This is a genomic window from Ktedonosporobacter rubrisoli, assembly GCF_004208415.1.
Lineage (GTDB): Bacteria > Chloroflexota > Ktedonobacteria > Ktedonobacterales > Ktedonobacteraceae > Ktedonosporobacter > Ktedonosporobacter rubrisoli.
This window is the reverse complement of the sequence record NZ_CP035758.1, coordinates 5,288,110-5,313,131: the sequence shown is the minus strand read 5'-3', so window position 1 is coordinate 5,313,131 and position 25,022 is coordinate 5,288,110. Positions and strand designations below refer to the sequence as shown.

The 25,022-nt window shown below is 50.6% G+C and carries 24 protein-coding genes; 10 read left to right on the top strand and 14 right to left on the bottom strand.

Going from position 1 to position 25,022, the window contains the following annotated elements; genetic code table 11:
- Nucleotides 1-541 precede the first annotated feature (541 nt).
- From EPA93_RS23195 to EPA93_RS23175, 5 genes are all read right to left on the bottom strand, one after another.
- A complete protein-coding gene (locus EPA93_RS23195; RefSeq protein WP_129889783.1) occupies nt 542-1,531 on the bottom strand; it encodes a phosphatase PAP2 family protein in 990 nt (329 codons plus the stop codon).
- A 611-nt stretch (nt 1,532-2,142) separates the two neighbouring features.
- Nucleotides 2,143-2,937, bottom strand: coding sequence for an ABC transporter permease (locus tag EPA93_RS23190; protein ID WP_129889782.1), 795 nt, complete (start codon nt 2,935-2,937; stop codon nt 2,143-2,145).
- Between the two features lie 52 nt (nt 2,938-2,989).
- Nucleotides 2,990-3,727 carry a hypothetical protein gene (locus tag EPA93_RS23185; protein WP_129889781.1) on the bottom strand — a complete coding sequence of 246 codons (738 nt, stop codon included), beginning with the start codon at nt 3,725-3,727 and terminating at the stop codon, nt 2,990-2,992.
- 79 nt (nt 3,728-3,806) lie between these two features.
- On the bottom strand, nt 3,807-5,027 hold the full coding sequence (locus tag EPA93_RS23180; RefSeq protein ID WP_129889780.1) for a HEAT repeat domain-containing protein: 1,221 nt from the start codon (nt 5,025-5,027) through the stop codon (nt 3,807-3,809).
- Nucleotides 5,008-5,610 carry an RNA polymerase sigma factor gene (locus EPA93_RS23175; RefSeq protein WP_165423343.1) on the bottom strand — a complete coding sequence of 201 codons (603 nt, stop codon included), beginning with the start codon at nt 5,608-5,610 and terminating at the stop codon, nt 5,008-5,010. Before EPA93_RS23175 ends, EPA93_RS23180 begins: the two co-directional genes overlap by 20 nt.
- Before the next feature lie 585 nt (nt 5,611-6,195).
- On the opposite strand from EPA93_RS23175, the gene EPA93_RS23170 reads away from it, so the two are divergent.
- From EPA93_RS23170 to EPA93_RS23160, 3 genes are all read left to right on the top strand, one after another.
- Nucleotides 6,196-7,794 carry an N-acyl-D-amino-acid deacylase family protein gene (locus EPA93_RS23170; RefSeq protein ID WP_165423342.1) on the top strand — a complete coding sequence of 533 codons (1,599 nt, stop codon included), beginning with the start codon at nt 6,196-6,198 and terminating at the stop codon, nt 7,792-7,794.
- A gap of 154 nt (nt 7,795-7,948) precedes the next feature.
- Nucleotides 7,949-8,935, top strand: a complete 987-nt coding sequence (locus EPA93_RS23165) for a molybdopterin-dependent oxidoreductase (protein ID WP_165423341.1) — start codon at nt 7,949-7,951, stop codon at nt 8,933-8,935.
- 96 nt (nt 8,936-9,031) lie between these two features.
- A complete protein-coding gene (locus EPA93_RS23160) occupies nt 9,032-9,523 on the top strand; it encodes a hypothetical protein (RefSeq protein ID WP_129889776.1) in 492 nt (163 codons plus the stop codon).
- A 122-nt stretch (nt 9,524-9,645) separates the two neighbouring features.
- Here EPA93_RS23160 and ilvA read toward each other — a convergent pair whose 3' ends face one another.
- Nucleotides 9,646-10,929 (bottom strand): threonine ammonia-lyase, encoded by a 1,284-nt coding sequence (ilvA, locus tag EPA93_RS23155; RefSeq protein WP_129889775.1) that lies wholly within the window; start codon nt 10,927-10,929, stop codon nt 9,646-9,648.
- A gap of 69 nt (nt 10,930-10,998) precedes the next feature.
- Here ilvA and EPA93_RS23150 point away from each other — a divergent pair, with 69 nt between their 5' ends.
- Nucleotides 10,999-11,637: a DinB family protein gene (locus EPA93_RS23150; RefSeq protein WP_129889774.1), complete on the top strand. Its 639-nt coding sequence runs from the start codon at nt 10,999-11,001 to the stop codon at nt 11,635-11,637.
- 43 nt (nt 11,638-11,680) lie between these two features.
- Here the strand turns inward: EPA93_RS23150 and EPA93_RS23145 are convergent, their stop codons facing one another.
- Nucleotides 11,681-12,463: an MBL fold metallo-hydrolase gene (locus EPA93_RS23145; protein WP_129889773.1), complete on the bottom strand. Its 783-nt coding sequence runs from the start codon at nt 12,461-12,463 to the stop codon at nt 11,681-11,683.
- Between the two features lie 218 nt (nt 12,464-12,681).
- Here EPA93_RS23145 and EPA93_RS23140 point away from each other — a divergent pair, with 218 nt between their 5' ends.
- The 3 genes from EPA93_RS23140 to EPA93_RS23130 all read left to right on the top strand — a co-directional run bounded on the left by EPA93_RS23140 (nt 12,682) and on the right by EPA93_RS23130 (nt 14,997).
- On the top strand, nt 12,682-13,794 hold the full coding sequence (locus EPA93_RS23140; RefSeq protein WP_165423340.1) for an alanine racemase: 1,113 nt from the start codon (nt 12,682-12,684) through the stop codon (nt 13,792-13,794).
- A 27-nt stretch (nt 13,795-13,821) separates the two neighbouring features.
- Nucleotides 13,822-14,277 (top strand): RidA family protein, encoded by a 456-nt coding sequence (locus EPA93_RS23135; protein ID WP_129889771.1) that lies wholly within the window; start codon nt 13,822-13,824, stop codon nt 14,275-14,277.
- A gap of 252 nt (nt 14,278-14,529) precedes the next feature.
- Nucleotides 14,530-14,997, top strand: coding sequence for a hypothetical protein (locus EPA93_RS23130; RefSeq protein WP_129889770.1), 468 nt, complete (start codon nt 14,530-14,532; stop codon nt 14,995-14,997).
- Nucleotides 14,998-15,067: 70 nt separating this feature from the next.
- Here the strand turns inward: EPA93_RS23130 and EPA93_RS23125 are convergent, their stop codons facing one another.
- Both EPA93_RS23125 and EPA93_RS23120 read right to left on the bottom strand, forming a co-directional pair.
- Nucleotides 15,068-15,775: a hypothetical protein gene (locus EPA93_RS23125; RefSeq protein WP_129889769.1), complete on the bottom strand. Its 708-nt coding sequence runs from the start codon at nt 15,773-15,775 to the stop codon at nt 15,068-15,070.
- A 39-nt stretch (nt 15,776-15,814) separates the two neighbouring features.
- The gene (locus EPA93_RS23120; RefSeq protein WP_129889768.1) at nt 15,815-16,225 is read right to left on the bottom strand and encodes a DUF2267 domain-containing protein; all 411 of its coding nucleotides are present in this window, start codon (nt 16,223-16,225) and stop codon (nt 15,815-15,817) included.
- 387 nt (nt 16,226-16,612) lie between these two features.
- On the opposite strand from EPA93_RS23120, the gene EPA93_RS23115 reads away from it, so the two are divergent.
- Nucleotides 16,613-17,554: a PfkB family carbohydrate kinase gene (locus tag EPA93_RS23115; protein WP_129889767.1), complete on the top strand. Its 942-nt coding sequence runs from the start codon at nt 16,613-16,615 to the stop codon at nt 17,552-17,554.
- Nucleotides 17,555-17,641: 87 nt separating this feature from the next.
- Here EPA93_RS23115 and EPA93_RS23110 read toward each other — a convergent pair whose 3' ends face one another.
- A complete protein-coding gene (locus EPA93_RS23110; RefSeq protein ID WP_129889766.1) occupies nt 17,642-18,916 on the bottom strand; it encodes a glycosyltransferase in 1,275 nt (424 codons plus the stop codon).
- 605 nt (nt 18,917-19,521) lie between these two features.
- Between EPA93_RS23110 and EPA93_RS23105 the strand changes: the two genes are divergently transcribed.
- Nucleotides 19,522-20,145, top strand: a complete 624-nt coding sequence (locus EPA93_RS23105; protein ID WP_129889765.1) for an RNA polymerase sigma factor — start codon at nt 19,522-19,524, stop codon at nt 20,143-20,145.
- Nucleotides 20,146-20,256: 111 nt separating this feature from the next.
- On the opposite strand, the gene EPA93_RS23100 is transcribed toward EPA93_RS23105, so the two are convergent.
- From EPA93_RS23100 to EPA93_RS23085, 4 genes are all read right to left on the bottom strand, one after another.
- Nucleotides 20,257-20,484, bottom strand: a complete 228-nt coding sequence (locus EPA93_RS23100; RefSeq protein ID WP_129889764.1) for a hypothetical protein — start codon at nt 20,482-20,484, stop codon at nt 20,257-20,259.
- A gap of 214 nt (nt 20,485-20,698) precedes the next feature.
- Entirely contained in the window at nt 20,699-22,321 is a 1,623-nt protein-coding gene (locus EPA93_RS23095) for a hybrid sensor histidine kinase/response regulator (protein WP_129889763.1), read from the bottom strand.
- Nucleotide 22,322: 1 nt separating this feature from the next.
- Nucleotides 22,323-23,861 carry an ATPase domain-containing protein gene (locus tag EPA93_RS23090; protein WP_207229635.1) on the bottom strand — a complete coding sequence of 513 codons (1,539 nt, stop codon included), beginning with the start codon at nt 23,859-23,861 and terminating at the stop codon, nt 22,323-22,325.
- 17 nt (nt 23,862-23,878) lie between these two features.
- Nucleotides 23,879-24,085, bottom strand: a complete 207-nt coding sequence (locus EPA93_RS23085) for a hypothetical protein (protein ID WP_129889762.1) — start codon at nt 24,083-24,085, stop codon at nt 23,879-23,881.
- A gap of 530 nt (nt 24,086-24,615) precedes the next feature.
- Between EPA93_RS23085 and EPA93_RS23080 the strand changes: the two genes are divergently transcribed.
- On the top strand, nt 24,616-24,990 hold the full coding sequence (locus EPA93_RS23080; RefSeq protein ID WP_165423339.1) for an ArsR/SmtB family transcription factor: 375 nt from the start codon (nt 24,616-24,618) through the stop codon (nt 24,988-24,990).
- Nucleotides 24,991-25,022 lie beyond the last annotated feature (32 nt).

Sequence of the window (25,022 nt, the reverse complement as noted above, 5' to 3'; positions counted from 1 at the left end):
TTACGGGTAACACCCTTATAAAGCTCGTGCAGGTTTAGAGGCAATGGACAGATCAGAAGTTGGCCAGGCAGTGAGGAAGATTTCTGCCTATCTATCCTTTGCTCTGACCGCCGAGCCACGAGAAAAGTTTGTCTATAGCTTTAAATGAAGATGGTATAGGTCCGCTTGAGCCATAGATTATAGAATATTGAAAGATTGGGTCAAGCTGGAAGCATACCTAGAAAATCCCCTTTCTTTAAAGAAAAGGTAACATATAGAAGGTATTAACTGTATTTTGAGCATGAATGTCACAGTATGCGTTAGGCTTGCAGCTTATTATGAGCTGCTCCGGAAGATTGAAATGCTCTAGATCTCAACTTTTGCTAGCTACTTTGCCTCATCCTGTGGCCATAGAGCATATGGACTTATTAAGTATAACACAAATTTTTAGATTGGTAGAGGGAATTATGTATATGGTGCAAAATTTATATTTAAACGGTTATAAATAGCGCTACAAAAATTGATGGGGCTAACCCCAGGTTTCTCTTCAGGGAGCCTGGGGCTATTTGGTATGCGAGAGCGAATGAGTGTCTTTACTACGGCTGAAGCGAGATAGAAGAGGCTGAATGCGCAATTGCCATAGCTGAAGCAGCAAGACTTTTAGTTTAAGGTATACCAGAAGCCAGAGGCAGATAAAGCCCCCTTCAAGTAAATATCCTCCCACCACATCTGTGGTCCAATGGTCGCCTAAATAGACGCGGGAAGGGCCGATAAAAAGTATAAAGAAGGCCGGGATGATGATAAGTAAGTAGCGCCACCAGGTCCTGCCTTTCAGGACGAACAGGCTAAAGAGCATGATAAGTCCCAGGGTCGCAACATAGCTCGTCACATGTCCACTAGGAAAGCTTAAGCCGTTTGCTTTCTCTATGATCATGACGTTTGCCATGGTAGGTCGTGGGCGCGCGATGAGGTTCTTGATAAAATGGTTAAGATAATCTGAGCTCTCAGAGACCAGGACGATAAGTACGCCTTCCAGGGGGCGACGCAGCAGGCAGAAGAAGAGGGCAGAGGCGCCGGTGAGAATTGTGAAGAGATGGCCGATGTTGCCTGGCTCGCTGGCAAAGATTAAGGGCTGACGTATCCAGAACTCCTGATGACTCTGCAGAGCGCGGGTAAGTTGAATATCAACCGACCAGAGCAGGTGCCCATGAACCCACCAGGCAAGCAAACCAAATAGGGTCCATTGAAGGATGGCAAGTACTGTCAGTAGGATGGCACTTTTCGCTTTAATGAACTGCATGAGCGTCGAGCGCGCAGGCCGGTCTGCGCTATGGTTTGTTTCGGACTGGGGATGGATTGCCTGCAGCGGCTCCGGGGGAGCTTTCTCTAGTGTCTGTACTGGTTTTTCGCCAGCTGGCTGAACCTTGGAGATACTTTCAGTCTGTGTGCGTAGAGCTGGCGTTGGTATGGCGGAAAGTGTTTGGCCGCATTGCAGGCATTTTGATTCTTTACGTGCTGCAGTAAGGAGCGATCCGCAATTTGGGCAAGGCATAGTTCTTCAAATCCTGTCTTTAAAATATCTTGCAATACATGCAAATTTTTGAATGTTTTGAAGTGGGAAGCTTTTTCCCAGATGCTTACTGCCTATTTTTGTTGGGAAAGATTAAATGCAGATTAAAAATATTTATTGATATTTCTAATCATACTGTTGGTGATGGTAGCATAACAAAAGTTAGATTAGCAAGAGAATGTCCCTATTAACCTATAAGGATAGGTGGGTATCTTTCTCCAATGCGAAATTCCGCATACCAGGAAATTTTGCGCTGAGCCCCCAAACGGAAAAGAGAGATCCACTGATCCTGAGCGACTCCCCTCAGCAGAAATGCTGGCTTTAAATATAGAGTATGTATTTATACGCTGGTAATCTATTTGTATATCTGGAAATTTATGACATGCTTAGTTGCTCCGGCAATTCATGTCTTGGCAAGATTGATCCGGCCTGATCATAGAGTGTCTGCGCGGAGAATCCCAGCAGAAAGCCGGTCAGGGTTCTGAACCTTAGGCTGGCTAAAAAGGTGGCCGCTAAAGCAATGCGGCCATGGCTGCAGGAAGAAATTGGTATCGGATGGATTGCTAAGCTATCTCTCCTGAACTGACAGGCGTCTATAGGCGTGTCTTCTGCCATTTCAAGTAACGTGTTAAGGCAACGATGACTAGCAGAGCTATGCCCAATAGAATGAGTATGCTTGCGATTCCCTGCCAGAAAGTGGCATGGATTCCTTTTGTATCGAAACCTGCGCCTCCGAAGATCCCAAAGGTTATATAGATGCCAATGGGAGAGATGAGCGTCCTTCCCAGGGTAAAGAGCTCGGAACGAAACCAAAAAATGTTGCCCCATACCCAATAACCAATAAAGAGGAATTGATATGCAGGTACCTTCATAAAGGCCGGGCAGTCAAGGGAAAAGGAGCTGATAAAGATGCTGCCCGGCATGATAATCAGCAGAAAAGTCAGCATGCCAAGCAGAAAAGTCAAGGGATTACCAGAAATGCAGAGAATGTAGCAGACACCAGAGATATAGAATAAAAACAGAGGAGTGAGTGTCGCAAACATGCTACCCAGATATTTGCCCAGCAATCTTGCCTCTAGCGAAGCTGGTAACGTCATCAACAGCTCGTCAATATTGTGCTTGCGGTCGCGTGGTAGGCGATCGGCGAGCAGGATGCCAACGCAGATCGGCATATAGGTGTTGATATAGAATGACCAGAAGACCAGCACGGTTGTCAGAGAGTTGTGCGTGAGAAATGTTGGAATGTCTTTGAGAAAATCGGACATTGCAAAGAAGAGCCCAAAGAGGGTGAAGACGATAGAAAAGGTAATCCAGAGCGCGCGACGCCGGATCTGCATGAGAAATTCGTAGCGAAAGGAACCAAGAAAGCTTGCATAGCGATTTGCCATCCTTGTCTCACTCCTTGCATTTGTGCGTGTTTTCTATTCGCCTCTGCGCTGGCTAATCTTCAGAAATTGCTTGCAGTATGCCTTCGGTATTGCGTAAAAGTAAGCAGCCTGGCAGAAAAAGTACGAGTGCGCTGGCGAACACATCGATACGGGTAAAGAGCCAGTACAGGATAAAATTTGAGCGGGAAATCTGCGGGAAGAGGGGATAATACATAAAGGTCGGGAAGAGCAGAAAGGGGCGCAACCAGGCATTTTCTGCGATAAAGCCGCTAGACGCAAAATCAATGAGCCAGACTATGCCTAACAAGGTTCCACAAGCTGCCATGCTCCTCGTAAACAGAGCCAGACAGAGCGCGAGCATGGCAAACCAGAGCAGCGGTGCCAGCCAGATCAATTGAGGGAGGAAAAATTGTAGGCTTGCTGGCCAGGATCGGGTAAAAGATGGCATGATAAGTAATTTGCAGGCTAATAAGATTTCCAGGAAAGAGAAGGCGAGAGTAGCCGAGTTGATCAAGACGAGAAAGATTCGTAGCAGAACGGTTTGCTGATAGCGCCGGGGCATGCTCAATTGCAGCTCTAAGGCAGGCTCTTGCGTGATAATGCTAGCAATAATCCCGCCGACAGCCGGCGGTAAAAGCATCTCCAGGGCCGAGAGGCAGAGGCGAGAGGGATCGCCATGAAACAGATGGAGAAGAAATGCTATGAAGGCAACAGCGACGATCAGGCATGGGGTTAGCAGAATTGTGCCCCAGCGTAATCTAACTTCGTAAATGAGCCTATCTAATACCATAAAGGACTCCTTCTATGTGCTGACAAAAACCATGCTTACCTGGAAGGGCTAGACTTGCTGGCGCAAGTTGAGGAGCTCTTCATAAGGTTTGCTTATTCCGAGCTCGAACTTGTATAGAGAAAAGGGCTAGCGCAAAACAGGCAAGAGCGATGAGCAATATTTCTGGATTTGTCTGCCATAGGTGTGTACTAAACCCGATGCTTAATTTGCCAGGGATCAGGTTCAGGGTCTGGCTGATACCCACTAAAAAGGTCAGTAGTACCGAGATCCAGGCGCTCAGAATCAAAACCAGCGTAAACGTCAGGGAAGAGGCAAGAAACAATGGCCCTAGCCACATCTGCATGATGCTCCAGCACGCTTGCTGATAGAGGAGGGCGATAATTGTCGAGGCCAGAGCTGAGAACAGCACATGTAAGCCAATAGCTATGAGATAGCGGCTGCACAAGATGGTTCGTAGCGATGTGCTCGTCGAAAGGGTAATCTCGATGCCTCGATCGTATCGAAGGTCAGTAGTGAAGGCAACCGCAATCGTTGCCGAGAAGGTTGTTACCATCGCCAAAGCCAGCGAGATAGAGTAGATAGTATGGCGAAGCGGCCCCAGCGCGGTGATGAGAATCATCATATAGCCAAGCAAGAGTACACCGAGGCTAGTGAGCCAGTAGCCTCGCATGGTTATGAGTTGCATACCACATACAATCCAGAAGCTGCGGATGCGCTTCGGCCAGCCGAACAAATGCTGCCATAATCCTGGCTGAACCCTCTGAAGCGTACATATCTTCTGGCTCTGAGCAGTGGTAGCTGTCTTATGGCCTGCCAGGGCTTCCCGGGCGGCCAGGCGTACGGCTGGATGGGGGTCGCGAGCAGCCTTTGTGAGTAGGGATTGCGCGCTCAACCCTTCTAACGTTCTCACCACGAATACTGCCCGTTCGCGTACCTCCCAGGCGGGATCTTCAAGTGCTTGCGTTAGCGCTACAATGGAAAGAGGCTTCCCGAACTGCCCCAGAGCCTGAACCGCAATGGCGCGCACAAGAGGATGCTCATCCTGTAAGGCCTGTAGGATCACTTCGCTGGAAGCTACATCTTGGAGTCCATGCAAAGCCGCCGCCCGTACCTCCCAGCGCGCATCGTCTATTCCTGCAAGCATCTCCTGCTCAGGACGCTGAGCAGTCAGGTAATCATGCGCTATTTCGATACGCTGCAGCACTTGCGCCTGTAAAGATTCTGGGGCGCGATATTCCTGCTCCCTGGCTTGAAAGATGGATTGCCTATCTTGTGGGCCCTTAAAGTTTGAAGCGTCCATATCCCTTTTCCCCTTTCGGCTGATGAGTGTAGCTGCTGGCTTTAGTGCGCAAAAGCTTAATAGCTCGCGAAATCGTAGACTTGACAGTGCCCAACGGCTGATCGAATAGACTGGCTATCTCTTGATAACTCAGGCCCGCGAAAAAATAGCAGAGAATAGCCACGCGATAATGTTCGGGCAGTTGCGCAAGCAAGCTTTTTAGATCCTCGCGCTTCTCAATGAGCGTCTCTATATCTTCCTTCCTGAGTTCTGGAAAAGTTGCAAGAACATGCTCAGCAGAAAAATCGAGAGAGATAGTATTTAAGCGCTTGTGATATAAAAAATGATGAAATTCGTTTAAGGTGATTTTATAAAGCCAGGGACGTAATTTCAGCGCCTTAACGCGTTCTTCTGGATAGGTTGCCAGAGCGAGATAGGCATGTACGAAGGCCTCCTGTACAATGTCCTCGGCATCCTGAGCGCTGCCAGTAAGGCGATAGGCAAAGGTATAGAGTTGATGCTGGTATTCCGCCACCACATCGTTAAAATGTATATGTACATTTTCTGCCAGTAAGGCTGAAAGTTTACTATGTACATGCTTCATATCTATCCTTCCATTGGTATTCATCATCTTCTATTCATAGAAGCTTGAAAGCAGGCTTCAGGTTGCAAAAAAACTGGCAAATTCTTAAAAAGCCATGCGGCTCGCCAAAAGAACTATGTGGCTCGTGTTCTGTTTTCTTCAAGCTTGACCACAAGAGGCAAGTAACGTTGCCAGGCTCTAAGCCTTTTTGACAGCTTGACAAGTCAACTATTCAGGAGAGTATACTAGCAGAGAGCAGCTTATAGACCAATTGTTTAATCTTCATTGTTTATAAGGGTTGAGATGAGTCATATTTTGCTGCTTGGTAAGAAGCGTAAAATAGGTAGATGATTGATTAAGGTGCACGTGTTTGTCTGTTGCCAGGACGGATACGTTGTCCAGCAGCCCTTTAAGCCTGCCCAGGCCGCCGGGCTGCTAAGCACTATGGGCTTTCAGCAACTCCTGTTGGGCAGGGCCTGCGCTTAGAGATGGAGGTGCAAACATCTCTTGAGGTTGAGTTTGCGGGAACGAATAAGCGCATGATCCTTAGTAGTCAGATCTTCTTTGGCTGCGGAAATTGAGATGGTCAGAGAAAGAGAGGATTCCTTGTACGATTTATTGATTCAGCACGCTCGTGTTGTAGACGGTACTGGCAATCCGGCCTTCAATGGGGATGTTGGGATTGTAGGGCAGCGCATCGTTGCCCTTGGGGCTGATTTGCCGGTAGAGGCTCAGCGCGTCATCGATGCACAGGGGCAAGTCGTGGCGCCGGGATTTATTGATGCACACACGCATGACGATCTGGTTATGCTGCGCAAATCCACGCTGCCTCCCAAAGTTTGCCAGGGCGTGACGACGCTGGTTACAGGCAATTGTGGCTTTGGCATGGCTCCTATGGTTCCCGCGCATATGGAGGCTATGAAGACATATTCGGCGGCGATTCTGGGCAAGGATGATTTGCCCTGGGAATGGCCCACGCTTGGTTCTTTCCTGAAAACCATGAGCACTACGCCGCTTGGGCAGAATGTCTGTACTTTGCTAGCGCATGGGCCACTGCGCGTGGCAGTGCTGGGTTTTGCAAAGCGGGCAGCTACAGAACAAGAGATCCAGGCTCAAGAAGCCCTGGTGGCTGAAGCTATGCAGGCCGGGGCGGCTGGCATGTCGTTAGGGCTTGCCTATATTCCCGGTGCCTATACGCCAACCGCTGAACTGGTCAGGTTGGCGCAGGTGGTCGGGCGTTATGGTGGCGTGCTGGCCTCGCATATGCGTGGGGAAGGCGATACTTGCCTGAGCTCGATCAATGAGATGCTCAATATCGCTGAGCAGGCAAATGTAGCTGTGCATATCAGCCACCTGAAAATTACCGGCCGTAAGAACTGGGGTACTGTGCAAAAGGCCCTTGATCTGATTGCTGAGGCGCGCGCACGGGGCCTTGATGTGACGATTGATGTCTATCCATATAGTGCCAGCTCTACGACGATTACCCAACTTCTGCCGTCCTGGGTGCAAGAAGGTGGCACGTTGGCTATGCTGGAACGCTTAAAAGATCCGGCCATTCGCCAACAGGTGCGACAGAACTATGCAGAGGGAATCGAGGGCTGGGAGAATGCGATAGCGGCTAATGGCTGGGATAGATTTTATATTTCTTCTGTGCAACAAGAGCAGTTCAAGGCTTTAGAGGGCCTCAATATTGCCCAGGTGGGCGAAGCGCTTGGCCTTTCTCCTGCCGACGCCCTCTTTCATCTGGTATTGGAGGAGCAAGGGCAGGTCTCGGTTATTTTATTTAATATGGATGAGCGCGACGTCGATCAGGTCGTGCAGGCGCCCTTTGCTATGCTTGGCTCTGACGGTTTGCCCATCCTGTCAGGTCGTCCCCATCCTCGGCTCTATGGCACCTTTCCCCGCTTCTTTCAGCGTTACGTTCGCGAACTGGGGAGTATAGGGCTGGAGCAGGCTGTATATAAAGCCACAGCCTTTCCGGCATCTCGCTTTGCCCTCAAGGATCGCGGCGTGCTGGCAGTCGACAAGGTTGCTGATCTTGTGATCTTCGATCCGGCGACGATTAGCGATAGAGCAACCTATGATAAGCCTCAGGTCTATCCTGAGGGGATCACTGCGGTTATCGTTGCGGGCCAACCTGTTGTGCTGAATGGGCAGCTGCAAGAGGCCTTGCCCGGCCTCCTGCTCAGGCCTTCGGCTCGCTAAGATGTACACCTTTTTTGAGAAGGCATAGGTAGTCCACAGCGAGCAATCCAGTCAGGTAGTGACTTGACTGGATTTTCTTTTTACCCTTATACTCATTATGTGAATATTTATAAAGTGAGTAATGGTTATGAGAATTTGGCTAAGGAGGTCGGTATTGAAACCTTCTCTCAGTAAACTATTTCTGCTCCTGTTGTTATGTGCTCTCTGCGCCGCCTGCGCCAGGGATGGAGCCACGGCCGCTCCTGTGGCGACGGCCAGCCCTTCTGCCCACGGCGGCCAACCTTCTACGGCTCTACAATTGAGTGGTCTGCTTAAGCAACCTGCTTCCCTCTCTCTTGCTAATTTGCAGAGCTTCCCGAAGGTCTCGGTGAGCGTGAATGCCAAACCCATTGGGGCGCATACCTTTGCCGGGACTCTGCTCTATGACGTATTGCAGCAGGCAGGCGTGGTGACAGAAAGTGCGCGCAAGAACGATCTGCTGCGCAAGGCTGTTGTGGTGACCGGTAGCGATGGTTATGCCGTGGCTATTGCCTGGGGCGAGCTTGATCCAGCTTTTGCGCAAAAAAAGATCCTGCTGGCATATGAAGAGGATGGCAAGCCATTGCCGGCGGCCGATGGTTTTGCGCGCCTTGTCGTGCCTGGCGATCTGATGGCCGGTCGCTATGTTTCGAATGTCGTATCTGTGCTGGTACGCGATCCAGGGGTCTGGCCTGCTCCGGCTCAGCGTCAGGCTACCAGTGCTTTTTTTCTGGTGGGGCAGCTCAAAACGCCTGCTCGTTATGATTTAGCCGCGTTAAAGGCCCTCAAAACCTCGGAAGTGATCATCAAAGGTGTGACCTATAGCGGGGTTTTGCTTGACGATTTGCTCCAGCACGCCGGCATGCAGCTTAAAGCCAAAAAGAATGATTTTCTGCACAAAGGGATTGTGGCTGTCGGTAGCGATGGCTATAGCTGTGTGATTGCAGATGGAGAGATTCAGCCCCATTTTGGGAATGTGCAGATCCTTGTGGCTTTTGCCGCCAACGGAAAGCCACTTGCCGAGAGCGATGGCTTCGCGCGTATCGTCGTGCCAGGCGATCAAAAGATGGGGCGCTTTATCTCTAACTTGCAGGAGCTGCAGGTTGTTGAACTGGCTGCCTGATTCCTGCTAAGCTCTTAGTGCGTGAAAGATTGTGATTGGGTCAGCTTCTAGCTTGTCCCTAACGCCTTTGTAGGAGAGGAAATAAAAGGAATGCGTATGGAAGGTTATGTTGTCTCGCTCTATATTGCCCAAGAGGCAAGTGCTCCAATGACATCTATTCCAGTCGCTCACCTGGTGCCCGGACGCGGGATAGAGGGTGATCGCTATTATTTCCGCAATGGCTCGCGTGTTCCTGAGGATAAAGGAGGCTATGAGGTCTCGCTGGTTGAGCAAGAGCTGATGACGGCCGTAAGAAAAATGTTAGCGCCGCAAGATCCGGGCGCCAGCGCCAGGCGCAATATCGTGGTGCAGGGCTGCGCTCTCCACCAGCTTGCCGGCCAGACCTTTCGCATTGGCGAGGTGCTCTTGCGGGGCCTTACCATGCATGATGCCATCTGCAGCTTTCCGCAAGAGGTGCAGCGCCTGGCCTGTTCCGGGCTGCAGACGGGCTGGCTGGGTGCCCAGATTTTGACCGAGGGTCTGGTGTACGCGGGGGATCGTATAGAGCGAGTCGAGGCCTTGTCCGGTCGCGCCTCTGAGCAGCGCTAAATACTTCTTCCTGCCCGAGTCCTGTTAACGCCTTCTTGATAGCTTTCAGCGGGCGTCCAGGCTTCGGGCTGGCTAATTGAGGTCTGTCCTTATTCCTTCAACAAACCCGGTAATTGCGGGACTTAGCGCCCTGAAGGCGTATTGGTTTGGCGCGCGCTGCTTAGAGAGACATGGACCTGCAACACCTCGCACTTTTGTTCGCGTAACACCTGTAATAGCTGCTCAAGATGGTCATGGTTGCGCGTCTCTACCATCAGCGTCACCTCGTTTTGCGGCAGGGGAGCCGGCTGCAAGGTTCGATAATAGGTCATCTCGCGTACATTGATATCCAGATCTGCAATGAGCGTGAGCAAACGCTTTAACTCGCCAGGACGGTCATCCAACAGGGTGCGCAGCGTAGTAATACGTCCCTGGGCTACCAGACCGTATTCGATAAAGCCGCCCAGCAAATTGATATCGATATTGCCGCCCGAGAGCAAGAGCACGACATTTTTCCCGACAAGATTCAATAGGCCTGGATGGAGAAGTGCGGCCAGGCCCACCGAGCCGGCCCCTTCCACTTGTAACTTACAGCGTTCCAACAAGAGGAGCAGTGCGCTCACAATCTCCTTGTCATCCACAGTCACGATCTGGTCCAGGTAAGAGCGCAGGATTGCAAAAGGTAATTTGCCCGGGCTATTGATGCGAATGCCATCGGCAATCGTGTTTAGCTGAGGTAGGGTTATGATCTTGTCAGCTTCGAGCGAGCGTTTAACCGCGTCAGCACCCGCAGCTTGCACGCCAATGATCTGTACGTCGGGACGCAGTGACTTAACCGCTACCGTGACCCCTGCGATCAGTCCTCCGCCTCCCACAGGCACAATAATTGCATCAACCTGTGGAACCTGTTCGAGGATCTCCAGGCCCAATGTCCCTTGACCGGCGATCAGATCGTGATCATCAAATGAGTGAATGAACGTTGCTCCCGTCTCCTCCTGGAGCCTGCAAGCAAATTGATAGGCATCTTCAAAGGTTTCTCCGTGTAGAATGACTCTGGCGCCATAGCCTTGCGTGGCCATCACTTTTACTAATGGTGCACGTTCGGGCATAACGATAGTTGCCGGAACGCCGAGCGCGCGAGCCGCGATGGCTACGGCCTGGGCGTGATTGCCCATCGAGGTCGCCACAACCCCACGAGTACGCTCCTCTTCGCTAAGGCGCGAAATCTTATAAGTAGCGCCGCGCACCTTAAAGGAGCCGGCTTTCTGGAGGTTTTCTGGTTTTAAATAAACGTTGGCTCCTGTCATCGTGCTAAAGGTCTGCGAATGGAGCAGCGGTGTCACAGAGACAGAAGAGCTAATTACTTCGCGGGCACGTTCAATGTCCCGGATGGTTGGTGCTCCGGGAACGGGTTCAAATCTGGTCATCTTATCTCCTTTTGAGGCAAAAACAGCATTGTTACGGCATCCAAACAGCCATCTTACGGATGCAATTGTATGATATCAGCTTTTGGCAAGCAGTGGGGCCCGACACGGGAGCAAGTGAGCGTTGTGGAAGGGAGACTCGCGGGCACCAATGAGCGGAAACGAAAAAAGCTTGCCAGCAGTATTACTAGTATGGGTATTCAGTTGCATGTAACGGTGAAGGAGGAAGTCTTTATGAGCACTACCGATATCCTGGAGAAGAGCCATACATTGGCCCTGCAGAGCATCGAAGGTTTGCCTGAGGCTGAGTGGGATGTCCCGGGAGTCTGCGGAGATTGGTCGGTAAAAGATATTCTGGCGCATCTGGCAACCTATGAAAAGCTCCTTGTCGAGGTGTTCAAAACGTTTTCTGGCGCTCCTCCAGGCGCGTATATTGCGCGCTGCCGTGCCGATCAGCAGGCCTTCAATGCTGCAGAGGTAGAGGCGCGCAAATACCTTACGGCCCAGCAGGTTGAGAACGAGTATAACGAGGGACAGATCCAATCGACAGCCTTACTGGCAAAAATTCCTGCCGAGATGCTCCAGAAAACTGGCACGCTATCCTGGTACGACCCGAATAGCTGCCTGGCAGATTTTCTGCAGATGATCTACCAGCATACCAGCGAACACTGTTCCCAGATTGCTCTCTTTCGGGAACGCAGGCACGTATAAGGGGCCAGCGGCGGCAGAAGATGCTCCGAGTGGAGGCTTCTGCCTAGAGCTCGATGAGCTTGCCATCCTCGGCCAGTTCAAAAGGCGCGCTCTGACCTCTTGCGAGCATATCCTGGTGCATATGGGTCAGGATAACGCGCCTTGCCTGCAGCTCGTCCCGGTGGGCGAGGAGCGTTTGCAGATCCAGATGGTATTTTACGCGCTTTTCAAAGAAGTAGGCCTCGGCGATAAGGAGATCTGCATCTTGCGCCGCCGGGATAAGCGTATCAGTCCACTGCGTATCGCCAGTGTAGGTGATGGTTTTTTGCGCGCAGGTGATGCGTAGCGCTAGCGAGGGAGCTCCGCTGGCGTGCTCAACCGGGTAAGGTGTAACGCTGAGATGGGGCAGAACATAGGTCTGTTCAGCTGTAAGCTCCTTGATTTCAAGCGAGAATTTCTGTTGGGTATGCGCTAAGCCAGGGAAAAGCGCCTCCATAGTAGTGAACAAACGTTGCCGCGTACCGATCGGGCCAGCAATGAGCAGAGGGTCTTTGCGTTTGCTATTTAGCTGGGCGTCCAGGATGAAGAAGGGAATGCCGGCAAAGTGATCGCCGTGTAGATGCGTGAGCAGGATTGTATCAATGCTATTGGGGGCGATTTGGCAGCGCTGCAGACCTATCAGCGCCGAGGCCCCACAGTCGATTAAGAAGCTACTTGACTGGCTTGCCACCGCAATACAGGTTTGTAGGCGTCCTCCGCTGCCAAATATATCTCCGCTGCCCACAAAGGTCAGGCGAAGCGTATTTTCCTCTGCCCGGGTTGAGGCTTGCGTATCAGTTTGAGGCATAGCTCAACAATCCTTTACTGTATCTTTAAAATTGCGCTCGGTAGCTATCCTTAAGCGTCTCAAGCATTCAGCGTAAGCATATTGTACAACAAGATCCCTTCATGAAGAGCCTGGTTGTGTGGCATACTAGAGAGAGATGTGCTTGCATCGTCATGCTGCCGCCCTCCTGGCTACTTTGTGCCTATGAGAGTCGGCGCAAGCAAGAAGGGAGCTTAGAGATGTCTATTACTGGCAGGTCTATCGCTGATATTGATACTCCTGCACTGCTCGTCAACGAAGAGCGACTTGAAGCGAATATTCAACGCTATGCAAATATGGCTGCTCAGAACGGTGTGCGCCTGCGGCCCCATATTAAAACGCATAAAACGTTAGAGATAGCTTCCAGGCAACTGCGTGCCGGTGCCGGGGGAATCACCGTAGCAAAGTTAAGCGAAGCTGAAGTCTTTAGCGCAGCGGGGATTCGCGATATATTTGTAGCCTATCCTGTGATTGGACGAGAGAAGGCTGAGCGAGCGGCCAGGCTGGCGCGGGAGTCTCATCTTATTGTGGGCGTAGAGAGTGCTGTCGGCATCCAGCAGCTTTCAGAGGCCGCAGCCTCGGCAGGTGCGACTATCTTTGTGCGTGTCGAGATCGATTCGGGCTTGAAACGAACGGGGGTAGCGCCTGAAAAAGCCGAAGAATTATGCAGACAAGCTATGGCCGCACCAGGGCTGGAGCTAGATGGCATCTTTACCTTCCGCGGAGCTTCCTTTGCCGGCGCAACCTCATCCGATCCGCAAGTGCTGGGCCGGCAGGAAGGTGAACTGATGGTGGCTCTGACCACCCGCTTGCGCGAGGCTGGTATACCGATCAAAGAGGTGAGCATAGGATCGACTCCCACCTCTTCCGGAGCCGTTCTGGTTCCTGGCGTGACCGAGGTGCGCCCCGGAACCTATGTGTTTTTTGATCGGATGACCACCGGAGCTGGTACCAGCACGTATGCTGAGATTGCCTTATCGATTCTTGCCACAGTTGTGAGCCGGCCCGCGCCCGATCTGGCAGTCATAGATGCGGGCTCGAAGACGTTCTGTGGCGATGTGATCCCTGAAAAGGTCGGCCTGGAGGGCTATGGTATTACTACCGATGGCAAGAGCGGCCTGGTTGAGAGAATGAATGAAGAGCATGGCATTGTGCGCCTGGCGCCAGGTTTTTCGCCTCAGATTGGTGACAAGCTTACCTTTTTCCCTAATCATGTATGCACATCGGTCAATTTGTCTGATGAACTGCTTGTTATACGCGATGGATCGGTAAAAGACGCGTGGAGCGTAGCGGCTCGCGGTCGTCGTCAATAGTAGTTGGTGCAGAAGGAGAATTGAGATATGTCTTTTGAACAGCGTGTTAAAGAGTTGGGCCTGACTATTCCGCAACTGCCAGCCCCTGCCTATACCTATGTGCCTGCCGTACAGACAGGCAATCTTATTTTTGCCTCTGGCCAGACCCCAACCGTAGATGGCAAATTGACCATTCAGGGAAAGCTGGGGCGGGACGTCTCGATTGAGCAGGGCCAGGAGGCGGCTCGCCTGGCCTTGCTTAACTGCCTGGCCGAAGTGCGCAGCATCACCGGCTCCCTTGATGCTATCAAGCGCGTTGTCAAACTTAACGGATTCGTGGCCTCGGCCGAAGGGTTTGTCGATCAGCCGCGCGTGATAAACGGTGCTTCCCAGTTGCTGGAAGAGATCTTTGGCGAGACTGGTAAGCATGCGCGTTTCGCTATTGGGCTTGCCGAGTTGCCCGCTGGCGCTCCGGTAGAGCTGGAGATAATTGTCGAAGTTTAAGTATAACAACTTGCTGCATAAGGCGCAAAAATTTAGAAGTGCGTTAATTTAAACTGCAATTTCTGCAAAGTGACATGGCTTTGGGCTGTGTCACTTTCTTTCTGTTGCAAGCGTGAAAATGGCAGTAGGGACCGATGACTCTCCACTTTATCTTATTATAGTTTGCGTCCGAGCCTGCTTTCGCATGCTTACGACGTTGATGCCCCTTATAACCCTACGGCTCTAGAGCGTGAGAGCTGAAGGAGGAATGTGATGGCTGAAGAGAAAAGTTCCATTGTAGTAGGAGTCTTTATCGATCGCAATCGTGCCGAGAGAGCAATAGACAAGCTCCATAGAGCTGGCTATCGAGAGGCTATTTGCTGGCTGAAGCAGAAGGAGGGAATTGCCAGAATAGCAAGCAGGATGGCAGCTGATGCCAGGCGCAATGAGGATATGATAGTTATCGCCAATGATGATATATCTGAAGCTCTTTTAGCGCTGGGCATGCCGCGTGAGGAAGTGTATTACTATTGTGAGGAGATTGCGGCCCGACGCATAGTGATCGTCCTGGATACTGAATTGCGCTCCATGGAGGCCAAAGATATTCTTCGTCGCTGCGGTGCATACGATATAACTGTGCCTCGCTGTGACCGGCCGTTTATCGTCAATCCAGTTGATGCAAGAATTGGGGTCCGTGACGATGCGTATAGCCCAAATATTCCCATGATGGGCGACAGATAACCTATTTTTGCGCTCCATGGGAAAAGCGGAGGAACGAAGCTAAGCCCGAACGATTTCCGGGCTTAGCAGTTTATGCCTGCGCCTGTCCAGGCTCATCGAGGCGGGCAGGATTAGTGACCTGGTTAAGCCGATTCCAGAGCACGTAAGGAGCATCCTTCTTGGCGACATAAAGATTATTCGAGCCAGATACCATGCTGGCAGTTGCCACAAAGTCGCCTTGCTCCAGATGCTGTAGATCGATATACCTTGATCCTTGTTCCAGGCGTGTGCCAACCGGTAAGATCTGGATTTGTTTAAGCTCATCGTCTGTCAGGTCAGCAAGCTTGGTATGGAGCTCCTTGATGTCCATGGCCGAAAGTGTGTCGCCGGGCACCTCTGCTTCGCCCAGGCCGAGATCGCCAGCTGGACGCTGAGCTACTTGCAGATCATAGCTATAGTTTACGCCTTCGGGATGTGCTGCTGGTTGCTTGCCCTGAGCGCTCTCGTGAACCCTGGCTGCCTTGCGTGGGTTGCCCGCGTTGGATTCTGTTCCGCTGCGCGATTCGCGATCCTCAAGCCGGGCCTGCGAATCGCTCTTATGGGTCTGACCGGGATGGGGATCTCTTTCAGGATGAACCCTGCTCGCCTGGGCTTGCTTCTCTGGATTCTCATGTAAGGCCGCTTGTTCCTGGTAGGTCTCAGGTTTCTTATATGGTCCAGTCGTGATAACTGTGCTTTTCTCGGGATTATTACGGCCTGCTGCTTCTCTGGCGGGTCGCTGCTGATGTTTCTTGGCCATAGCTGACACCTCCTCCAAACGCCTGCCTATGTTTTCAATCTATTGTTTCAACTCAGGAATTTCTCCTGCATTCTGTACGTTAAAGAGCTGGGCGATATCCCTTGGGAGCTGAGCCCGCAAATGCTCTACCTGGCCTACAGTAATAGCCTCGGCCACTACGGCGGCCACAGCTCTGGCATGGAACGTTGCAGCCTGCAGGCCAATACCTTCGCGCTGGCTCACGCGCTCGAAGAATTCTGCCAGGGCAAAGCGCTCGGCTACGCCTGAGAATGGCTGTTGCATGTAGCTCGCCAATTCAGGCGGAAGTTGGGCCGAAAAATTCTCCGCCTCTTCTGGCGTTAAATGTTCGGAGATCGTTTCAAGCGTGGCCCGAATGGCGTTCTCAGCCTGTATGCGTGAATTAAGGCCTGCCCGATGCATCACTTCCTTCACTAATTCTGCTGTTTTCATCGTCTCTCCTTCGATGGGAAACGTCAAACTTGCCGTTATGCCCGGCCTGCTCTAACATGCTTTCTAAGAGCCTTGGCTGCCTTGGCTTCTGACGTTGTTGCCTCCCTGCTGACTGCCTCAGTAACGTTCATTTTCCCTACTCTTGCACAGACACGTCTCGTAGCACAGGAAAGTAACAGCGCCGCGAATATGCTGCCCATCCTTGTGAAACGCCAGGTTATTGAGCCGGAATTGCTAAGAAAGAGAGATAGCGGGTGTCACAGGTAGAGCGCGCGCTGCGTGTTTTTATTGCCGGTAGGGTTGGGGAGAAGAGAGCCCTGAACGGGCCGGGAAAACGTATCGAACCGAGAAGCAGAGTTTGTTCAACAGATAAAGGGAGAGAAGCTAATGCCAGAGACTAACTGGGATCTCGTTGTCGTTGGGGGCGCATATATTGACTATGTTGTGCGCGGAGAGCGCTTGCCAGAACAGGGCGAGACGGTAGTTGGAGATGATTTTCTTATGACTCCAGGGGGAAAGGGAGCCAATCAGGCGGTGGCTGCGGCACGGCTGGGTGCCCGTGTTGCTCTGGTGGCCCGCGTTGGCCAGGATAAGCAGGGCGATGAGATTATCGCTAGTTTCAAGGATGAGCATGTTGATACGCGCTACATTGTGCGAGATAAGCAGGCATCGACGGGGATGTCCTTAATTCAGGTAAATCCGCATGGACGCAAGCAGATGATGGTGGCCCTGGGGGCCTGCCATAACCTTACAGTTGCTGATGTGCAAGCTGCTCACGAGGCCCTGCAGACGACGAGATGCTTGCTGACGCAACTGGAAGTGCCTTTGCCAGTAGCCAGAGCTGGCGTGCAGATTGGCTACGAGGCCGGGGTCCGCGTGCTCTTTGATCCCGCGCCTCCAGTCCCTTTACCTGATGAATTGTTATCCATGGTAGATATTATCAAGCCAGACACCAAAGAGGCCCAGGTTATCACCGGTGTTGCGGTAAGTGACCGCGAAAGCGCTAGTGAGGCAGCCAGGCAACTATTAGCGCGTGGGGTAAAGATAGCCGCAGTGCAGGCTGGGGAGCAAGGAGATCTGTTGCTGTGGCGGAATGGCGAGTGCTGGCTGCCAAGAATACCTGTCAAAAGCGTTGATGCAACCGGGGCAGGCGATACTTTTGTAGCAGCCCTGGCCGTAGCGTTGGCTCAAGGCCATAATTTAAACGAGGCCGGCCCCTTTGCCAGCGCTGCCGCAGCCCTGGCCACTACGAAGTTTGGGGCACGCCCGGCCTTACCCAGGCGTGAAGAAGTTCTCGCTTTATGCTCTCAGCAGGCCGCCAGGCGCTAAGTGCCACTAACGAAAACTTTCTCGAATATGAGTAAGGGGCAAGAGGCAAAGCTAGTCTTTAACCTCTTGCCTTTTGTCGCCTGGAAATCAGCGCTTTTGGCCGCCGCTAAGATTGGGCTGAGCATGAGCGAAAGCCATGGCCTTCGTAAGCGCATCCAGGTAGCCGAGAACGATCATGGGGAAAAGGAAATTTTTCCGCACATGTTCGTGCGCCTGCTGTCCAAGCTTGCGCCATAGATCGCGATCCTGGAGGAGCTTGAGGGTATAGTCAGCGCTTGTCTGCGTATCATCAACAATATAGCCAGTTTGCTCATGAATGATCTGACTGCGCAGGCCTGTCGAAGATGTGCCGATGACTGGCTGCTCTTTCCACATCGCCTCGGTCGCCGTCAGGCCAAAGCCTTCGCGGCTGGAGCGCTGCAAAATGACGCTTGAGTAGCGCTGGAAGGCGTTCACTTCCTGATCGCGGATCATGGTAGGATCGTGCAATAAATGGATATCGGGATCACCCTTGGCATATTTGCGCAGATCTGCCAGCACATCATTTGCCTCTATATCATCTGCGGCTTCCATAGCTCCTACAAGGGCTACCTGCACATTTGGGATATGTTGTTTTACCAGGCGATAGATGTCAACCACCTGCCAGGGGTTTTTCCAGCGACCAAAGCGAGAAACCTGAGTGATAAGCGGGCGCGTCGGATCAACGCCACAGCGCGCTATGGCCTGCATACCTTGCTCACGCGTAATATATTTATTCTTGTTTTTGAATGGATCTATGCCAAGCGTAATGACCTGGACATGCTCTCTGGGTAGCTCTTTGAATACCGAGGCCTGAGAATTAAAAGCACAGACATTATAATTGTTCAAGAAGCGTAATATATATTCTTTAGCATATTGATTAGGATTAGCTGTATCGATATGGCAGAACCATATAGCCGGCCTTAGCCACGGAAACAAGGTGGTAAGCGGCGCAAGCTGAAAATCATGCACAAAGTAAAGATCGGCCTGGCTGTCTTGTGGACGGCTCAGGATAGGCGTCTGGGCCAGAGTATCAAGAAAAGCCTGTTGATCTTCAGCCTCTAGCTGACCAGGAATATTGCCCTGGAGCATATCTACAAGATGTGCCGTAAAGTGGTTAGATGTATCATCTAAGGGAACTACTTTCCAGGTATGTTTGATGCCAAGATCCTCTAAAAGCGGAAGAAGGCTTTGTAGGATCTCGGCCACGCCTCCTCCACGTTCTGTTGTATTAAAATGCATAACGTGCAAGCCAGAGAGTGCACGTACTTTATCATAAATCTGTGAAAGCTGATCCTCCCCTATGAGATCCTTGTACTGATCCAGTTGTGGTACTGTTATCATTGGTCTCGTTCTCCTTGTACACTAAAGCAGGCACGCCCTACTTCTCGCGCACCTCTGCATCTTATGTCTATTCATCGCTAAAAGTAGATTATACTAATATACACGCATAAGGAACCTGAATAGACGCTACTTTTAGTCTTCAAGTTCCTCAATCGCTTGTCTATATCTCACGGCGGTATGTTTGTCGGCTTGGCGGGATAAAGGAAAGAGAGCTGCCGGAACTAAGAGCCTCTCAGCGCTCTCTTTTATCGTTTTTACCCCATACGCGAGTGGCGTGGAGCGTTAAGGGCTTCAGCCATTCCTCATAACACGAATTGGATGACCAATTGGTGTCTCTTAGATTTGCCCAGCGCATTGTGAGGCGACAATTTTGCGCCCTTCAAGATGCTGTTTATGCTAGCGCAACCGCGTCCCTTTGCTAGCAGATAAGAAACATAAAAAAGTTCTTATATTTTAGAAACCGTAGCTTAGTTTATGATTATAAAGTCACTACAGAAGAGATTAAAAGTGAAAAATATATTGAATTTAATGGAATATGGGAATACGCTATATACAGAGAATATGAGATTGAGCAAATGGTTCTAGATTAAAGAGGTTATTTACCTATGGCTATACATACGTATGAACTTAATTCGTTAACCGAACAGCCTGACGCCATATTGGCTAAGCAAGCTATTAACGGCGAGGAAAAGGCTTTTGAAATATTGGTGCGCCGTTACCAATCTCCTATCTTTAGCTTTGTATATCATTTTGTGAAAGATTACGACTTGACCTGCGATATCACCCAGCAAGTATTCTTGCGCTTCTATAGCACGCTGCCGAACTTGAAGACGGAAGAGCCATTTAAGGGCTGGCTGTTTCAGGTTGCCCGCCATTGTTGTATTGATGAGATGCGGCGTAAGCATCGGCAAGCTATTCCCTTCTCGCGTCTTGACCTGGAAAAAGACGACGAAGGACGCTTCTCCCTTGATGACATTCCCGATTTTCATGCTTTGCCAGATGAAGAGGCGGAGCGCCACGATTTACAGCGCCGGGTCTGGTATGCTATTGGCACGTTGCCGCCCAAGTTTCGCGCCGTAGTTGCCTTGCGCTATGCCTTCCAGATGAAATTTTCTGAAATTGGCAAACAGCTAGGCATGCCAGAGCCGACAGCCAAGACCTACTTTTCGCGCGCCAAAACGCAGCTCCAGCGAAAGCTCTATACAGAGACGCGCATGGCCAACGTATAGAAGCGTGAACGCAGAAAAGATCCCTGCACTGTGCAGGGATCTTTTTTTGCTTATGGCCCATATGTAAAGACAAGCGATACTCCTTGAAGTATTACCTGCCTATAGGTGACGCTAGTGTATTCTCGGCCCTACTTGTTCAAGCAATTGTTTGGCGCGATTAGCATGCTTGTTGTAGTCTTGCTGGACATCACGGAAAAACTGAACAAGCTCCTGCTGGCCCGACTGTTGTGCATCTCGCAAGTATGAGTTGGAGGTCTGAGCGGACTCAAGAGCATGATAAAGGACACTTACCAGGTCGTAATAGGCGTTACTGATGGTTGTTGTTTGTGGTTCCTGCACTAGACTGAGCTCCTTTCATATCTTTCTGATCTTTTTCATTGTTAATGAGAGTTGTTTCTCCAGTCTAAGGACACGAGTGTCGGGCCAAAAAAGTTTAGGCTCTGCTTAGCGCTCATGTTCGATTCTTCCGCGTCCTGAAGCAATGATTGGTTACGCACTTGTGATCTGCTTAGCTGAGAAGAATTACCTGCTATCTGGCTACAACACCCGTTAATTAGCTTTTAGAAAGCAGAGAGTGCACTGTTGTAAGCAATTTATCGAGGTCAAAGGGTTTTTGAAGAAAAGCCTGATCCTGATCTAGCAGCCCTGATTGTTGTAAATAAACTTGCGTAAATCCGCTCATTACCAGCGTCTGGGCGGAGGGCCAATAGTTTTTGCTCTGAGCTAGAAAGCTGTTAATATCCATTTTGGGGATCATTACATCAGTTATAATAAGGGCTTTCTGCCCCAGGTGTTCCCGGCATAAGGCTAGTCCGTCAACTCCATTGTTTGCCTGAAGAACTGTATAGCCTTCTCCACGTAGGATTTCGCCAAGTAAATATTGGATATCTGGATCATCTTCCACAATAAGAATAGTGCCAGTAGTTGTGTCGGTGGAATAGACTAACTGTAAGCCTGTGGGCTTATCTTGCTCAAAGTTTTCTTCCGTTTGGGCAGGAATTGAAGATTGCAGAGGCAAGGAAAGCGTAAACGTGCTCCCTTGTTCTGGAATACTATCAGCCTCTATCCATCCTCGATGCTCTTTGATGATGCGCTCTACAATAGCAAGCCCCAGACCTGTACCGTTTGACCTGGTGGTAAAGAAGGGATCAAAGATATGAGATAGCACCTGAGCGTCCATGCCTTTGCCTGTATCTGTGATCTTCACTTGCGCATATCTGTCAGCTGCAAGCTTTGAGCTTTCTAATGGGTGATGCTCGATCAGATGCGTACTGATAGTCAGCATCCCGCCTGCCGGCATAGCATCGCGCGCGTTGAGACAGAGGTTCATCAGTACTTGCTCAAGCTGGACAGCATTGCCCACAATAACAGGAGCCTCCGGCGATAGCTTAAGCTGAAGCTTGATGTTTGGACCCAGGGCTGAGCCGACGAGCAGTTGTATAGTATCGATGAGCGAATTCAAGTTAATCTGGGTACGTTCCAGGGAGCGACCTCGGGCAAAGCTAAGGAGCTGCCTGGTAAGGCGGGTAGCCTGTTCAATTCGCTGTTCAAGCTGTTGTAAGATAAGGGTTGTGGGATGTTCTTCACTGAGCTGGCTATAGGCGCGCTGTACCTGACTTTTGATGCTCGTAAGAAGATTATTGAAATCGTGGGCTACTCCGCTGACAAGAAAGCCGATGCTTTCCATGCGTTGTGCTTGTTCTAGCTGGGCTTCTAGTTGCTGGCGTTCAACCATGAGATGGGTCATGCGCTGGCTCTCTAGCGAGAGCTGGCGGGTGCGTAGCAAAAGTTCCAGACGAGCCCGTAATTCGGCCTGGGCGATAGGGACATGGATTACCTCATCAATTGTTTGCCAGAGTTCTTGAGCGATTGTTTCGATCTCTGGTTTACGGGTAAGGAAAACCACGGGGAAAAATACAGGATGTAGTTTTCTGCGCAGGGCTTGTAATTCCTGTCGGTAGCGTATCAGCATAGGAGCGTCAATAAGGCAGAGATCGTATTCTTCGTCTGGCAGAGCATCCCTTGCCATTGTTGGCAAGTCCACCTCATAGTAGCGCGTGAGCCAGTTTGTTAGCAATTCACGATTAGCTGGTTGTTCTATAAGCAGCAAAAAACGCTTTACGGGTCTCTCTACTTTTTCCAATGTGCTGATATCGGCTGCTCGATTTGCACTCATTTTATTGTTCCTCTTTGTCGGGGGTAATAATCTGCAGATGACCCGTTAGAATGCCTTGTAGCCCAGTTAGGGGCTTGCCTACGCTAATGCCGTAACGCGTTAATTCAATTTCACGCATAGTTGACTCAAAACTGGTAAGGCGCTTCTTGAGCACTCCAATGGTACGACGCAATGCGCCCTGTACTTCGAGGTACCGTAGGAAAATGATGTTATCGGCCAGGTAGCTTACGCCTATCTCAGTGGCGCGAAAATCGCCAGTGATCATTTCGACCTCATTGATAAGCAGGACTGCTACTCCCATATTCTGCAGATATTTACATAATGCATGAAGATGCATAGTTAGATCTTCACTACTTAAGGAGAGCCGATAGCCAGCAATGCTATCGAGCATGACTATGCGCGCCTGGTGTCGTTCTACCTCCTGGCGCACCTGCTGCGCAAATTCATCGGGTGTGTAGTATAAAGGTTCAATTTTTTTGAGGGAGAGGGTACCGCGCTTTAACATAGCACGCACAGGAATATTGACAGCTTCGCAGCGCTGGAGCATGGTTTCCTGCCATTCCTCAAAAGCAAATACGACCGAGCGCTCCCCACGTCCGGCAGCCTCTTTCATAAATTGCAGGCCGAGGGTAGTTTTCCCCACACCAGTTGGGCCGGTTAGCAAATTTATGGTTCCCCGCTCTATGCCCCCGTGTAACAACTCATCCAGGGCGGGAATGCCAGAAGAAAGCGTCTCTTTGGCGAAGCTTGTGTGATGCTCGTCAGGCAGCAGGCGTGGAAAGACTTCCATGCCATGGGAGGTCAGGCGAAGGGAGTGAGGTCCGATGGAAAAATCGGAGCCGCGGAATTTGCTTACCTGAAGGCAGCGTGTTCTATTTCTATTCTCTAGTAAGATCACTCCGTCACTAATGAATTGTAGATCTTCATCTGGAAGCTGTTCACTCATCTCGGAGGTGAAGAGTACTGTCGCTCCTTGCTCTATCAGGAAGCGCAGGAACGAGAGGGTCTGTTTACGAAACTGGAATGCATCTGAGGCCAGATAGCGCAACTGTGTCATCGCGTCAAGAAAGACGCGCTGCGGCTGCAGATGTTCTACAGTAGTGACGATATGGCGCGTAAGGGGGTCTCGCTCTACGTCTGCAGAGGAGAAGATATCGTAGCTCTGATTTTTGGTGAAAAAATCGATTTCCGGTGATAGATCGAGAAATGCGACATGCGCGAGATCGAGTCCGAGCGCTGCAGCATTCTGCCGCAAGGTTTTCTCGTTCTCTCCAAGCGTAATGAACAGGCAGCGCTCATCGTTGGCAGTTCCGGCAAGCAGGAACTGGAGTCCAAGGGTCGTCTTACCACAACCAGGGCCACCGCGCAAAAGATAGGTGCGTGCTGGTATCAGGCCACCATGCAGGATTTCGTCTAAGCCGGAAACCCCGGTAGAGATGCGAGAGCAAGGGAAAGGCAACGATCGATCTATCTGCAGAGGGACCAGTGGTTGTGATTTGTGAGTGCCATTATGCATCAGTTCTTCCTGTTCCTGTGTCACAATATATCTCCTGATGGTTAAAGATAGTATTGCCCTGCACGGAAAAGAGGAGAAAGATAGGGAGGACTGGCTAAAGCTGCATATAGAGAGTCTGCGCATGAGGAGGCGATGGTTACTTGTATGAGCCCTGCCTGGATGCTATGGGCTCGCCAGGAAATGATCCTTTCTTCTATCTGTACATCGCTGTTCTGATAGCGAATATTGCCGGCCTTATCTGTTACCATAACTTCCTGATACGTAGATGCGATTTCTGGTTCCCCGACCTGTTCGGCTCTACGTATGAGAAACCCAGGCCAAAGATGTATTGCTCCTTTTGATGATAGGCCAGGATGATCTTTCCTGACTTCTTACTTTCTCCTCCTTTGCCAATGTGGCAGTTAGTCCTTTAGAATCACTATACCAGCCGTTGCCATTTAGAGCAATATTTTCGGTGAAAACCGTAGCCTCGCATTGAGTCTTAAGGCATGCCAGACGAGGGTTCAGGCGGTATCGCTGTGGGGCAGACGTATAGGCGAGCTCGCCTGGCTTTGACTCTTTTTTGGCTAGTTCTACGTATTATCACTGGATAACCTGAAGTGTATATGGGCCAGTGGCTTCATCTATATTAACTGCAGAAATTCTATTCGTTACTTGTCTGTTTTATGTATGAGGTGAATGAATGCTCTAGCTTGCAATGAAAAGATCTCGCCTTGGGATAGATTGAATGCCTGAAGTGTAGGGGCTCTTTCTACAGCTCTATTTCATCTGATTGGAGGTGAGAACTGTAAAAGAGTTAGAACGTAAGGGAGGTAAATATGGATTTCTTTTACGCTCAGAGCAAGCTGACCGAGCCATTGAACGCTTCCTGGCTATCACAGGGCATCCTACGCGTCGGGCTATTCTGGAATTGCTTGCTTATGTAAAAAAAGAATCTGCCCGTTTTCCCTATGGACTTTCTACTAGCGATATTGCTCAGCAACTTCCTCTCTCGCTTTCGGCGACGTCTGAGCATATGCGAGTTCTTTCGAAAGAGCGCCTTGTACGCTCGCACAAAAAAGGCTCGTCTGTCTATTATTCTCTGGCAGATGATCCTCGCTTACAGGCATTCTGGCATTTGTTACATGTGTTAGAGCTAAATAAGCATCTTTAGAAATAAGAGTAGGGATATCCTGGGACATCCCT

Bases quoted from the DNA above. Each gene is read 5' to 3' on its own strand.
- EPA93_RS23195 (WP_129889783.1), bottom strand. From the start codon at position 1,531: ATGCCTTGCCCAAATTGCGGATCGCTCCTTACTGCAGCACGTAAAGAA.
- EPA93_RS23190 (WP_129889782.1), bottom strand. From the start codon at position 2,937: ATGGCAAATCGCTATGCAAGCTTTCTTGGTTCCTTTCGCTACGAATTT.
- EPA93_RS23185 (WP_129889781.1), bottom strand. From the start codon at position 3,727: ATGGTATTAGATAGGCTCATTTACGAAGTTAGATTACGCTGGGGCACA.
- EPA93_RS23180 (WP_129889780.1), bottom strand. From the start codon at position 5,027: ATGGACGCTTCAAACTTTAAGGGCCCACAAGATAGGCAATCCATCTTT.
- EPA93_RS23175 (WP_165423343.1), bottom strand. From the start codon at position 5,610: ATGAAGCATGTACATAGTAAACTTTCAGCCTTACTGGCAGAAAATGTA.
- EPA93_RS23160 (WP_129889776.1), top strand. From the start codon at position 9,032: ATGGAAGGTTATGTTGTCTCGCTCTATATTGCCCAAGAGGCAAGTGCT.
- ilvA (WP_129889775.1), bottom strand. From the start codon at position 10,929: ATGACCAGATTTGAACCCGTTCCCGGAGCACCAACCATCCGGGACATT.
- EPA93_RS23150 (WP_129889774.1), top strand. From the start codon at position 10,999: ATGATATCAGCTTTTGGCAAGCAGTGGGGCCCGACACGGGAGCAAGTG.
- EPA93_RS23145 (WP_129889773.1), bottom strand. From the start codon at position 12,463: ATGCCTCAAACTGATACGCAAGCCTCAACCCGGGCAGAGGAAAATACG.
- EPA93_RS23140 (WP_165423340.1), top strand. From the start codon at position 12,682: ATGTCTATTACTGGCAGGTCTATCGCTGATATTGATACTCCTGCACTG.
- EPA93_RS23135 (WP_129889771.1), top strand. From the start codon at position 13,822: ATGTCTTTTGAACAGCGTGTTAAAGAGTTGGGCCTGACTATTCCGCAA.
- EPA93_RS23130 (WP_129889770.1), top strand. From the start codon at position 14,530: ATGGCTGAAGAGAAAAGTTCCATTGTAGTAGGAGTCTTTATCGATCGC.
- EPA93_RS23125 (WP_129889769.1), bottom strand. From the start codon at position 15,775: ATGGCCAAGAAACATCAGCAGCGACCCGCCAGAGAAGCAGCAGGCCGT.
- EPA93_RS23120 (WP_129889768.1), bottom strand. From the start codon at position 16,225: ATGAAAACAGCAGAATTAGTGAAGGAAGTGATGCATCGGGCAGGCCTT.
- EPA93_RS23115 (WP_129889767.1), top strand. From the start codon at position 16,613: ATGCCAGAGACTAACTGGGATCTCGTTGTCGTTGGGGGCGCATATATT.
- EPA93_RS23110 (WP_129889766.1), bottom strand. From the start codon at position 18,916: ATGATAACAGTACCACAACTGGATCAGTACAAGGATCTCATAGGGGAG.
- EPA93_RS23105 (WP_129889765.1), top strand. From the start codon at position 19,522: ATGGCTATACATACGTATGAACTTAATTCGTTAACCGAACAGCCTGAC.
- EPA93_RS23095 (WP_129889763.1), bottom strand. From the start codon at position 22,321: ATGAGTGCAAATCGAGCAGCCGATATCAGCACATTGGAAAAAGTAGAG.
- EPA93_RS23085 (WP_129889762.1), bottom strand. From the start codon at position 24,085: ATGGTAACAGATAAGGCCGGCAATATTCGCTATCAGAACAGCGATGTA.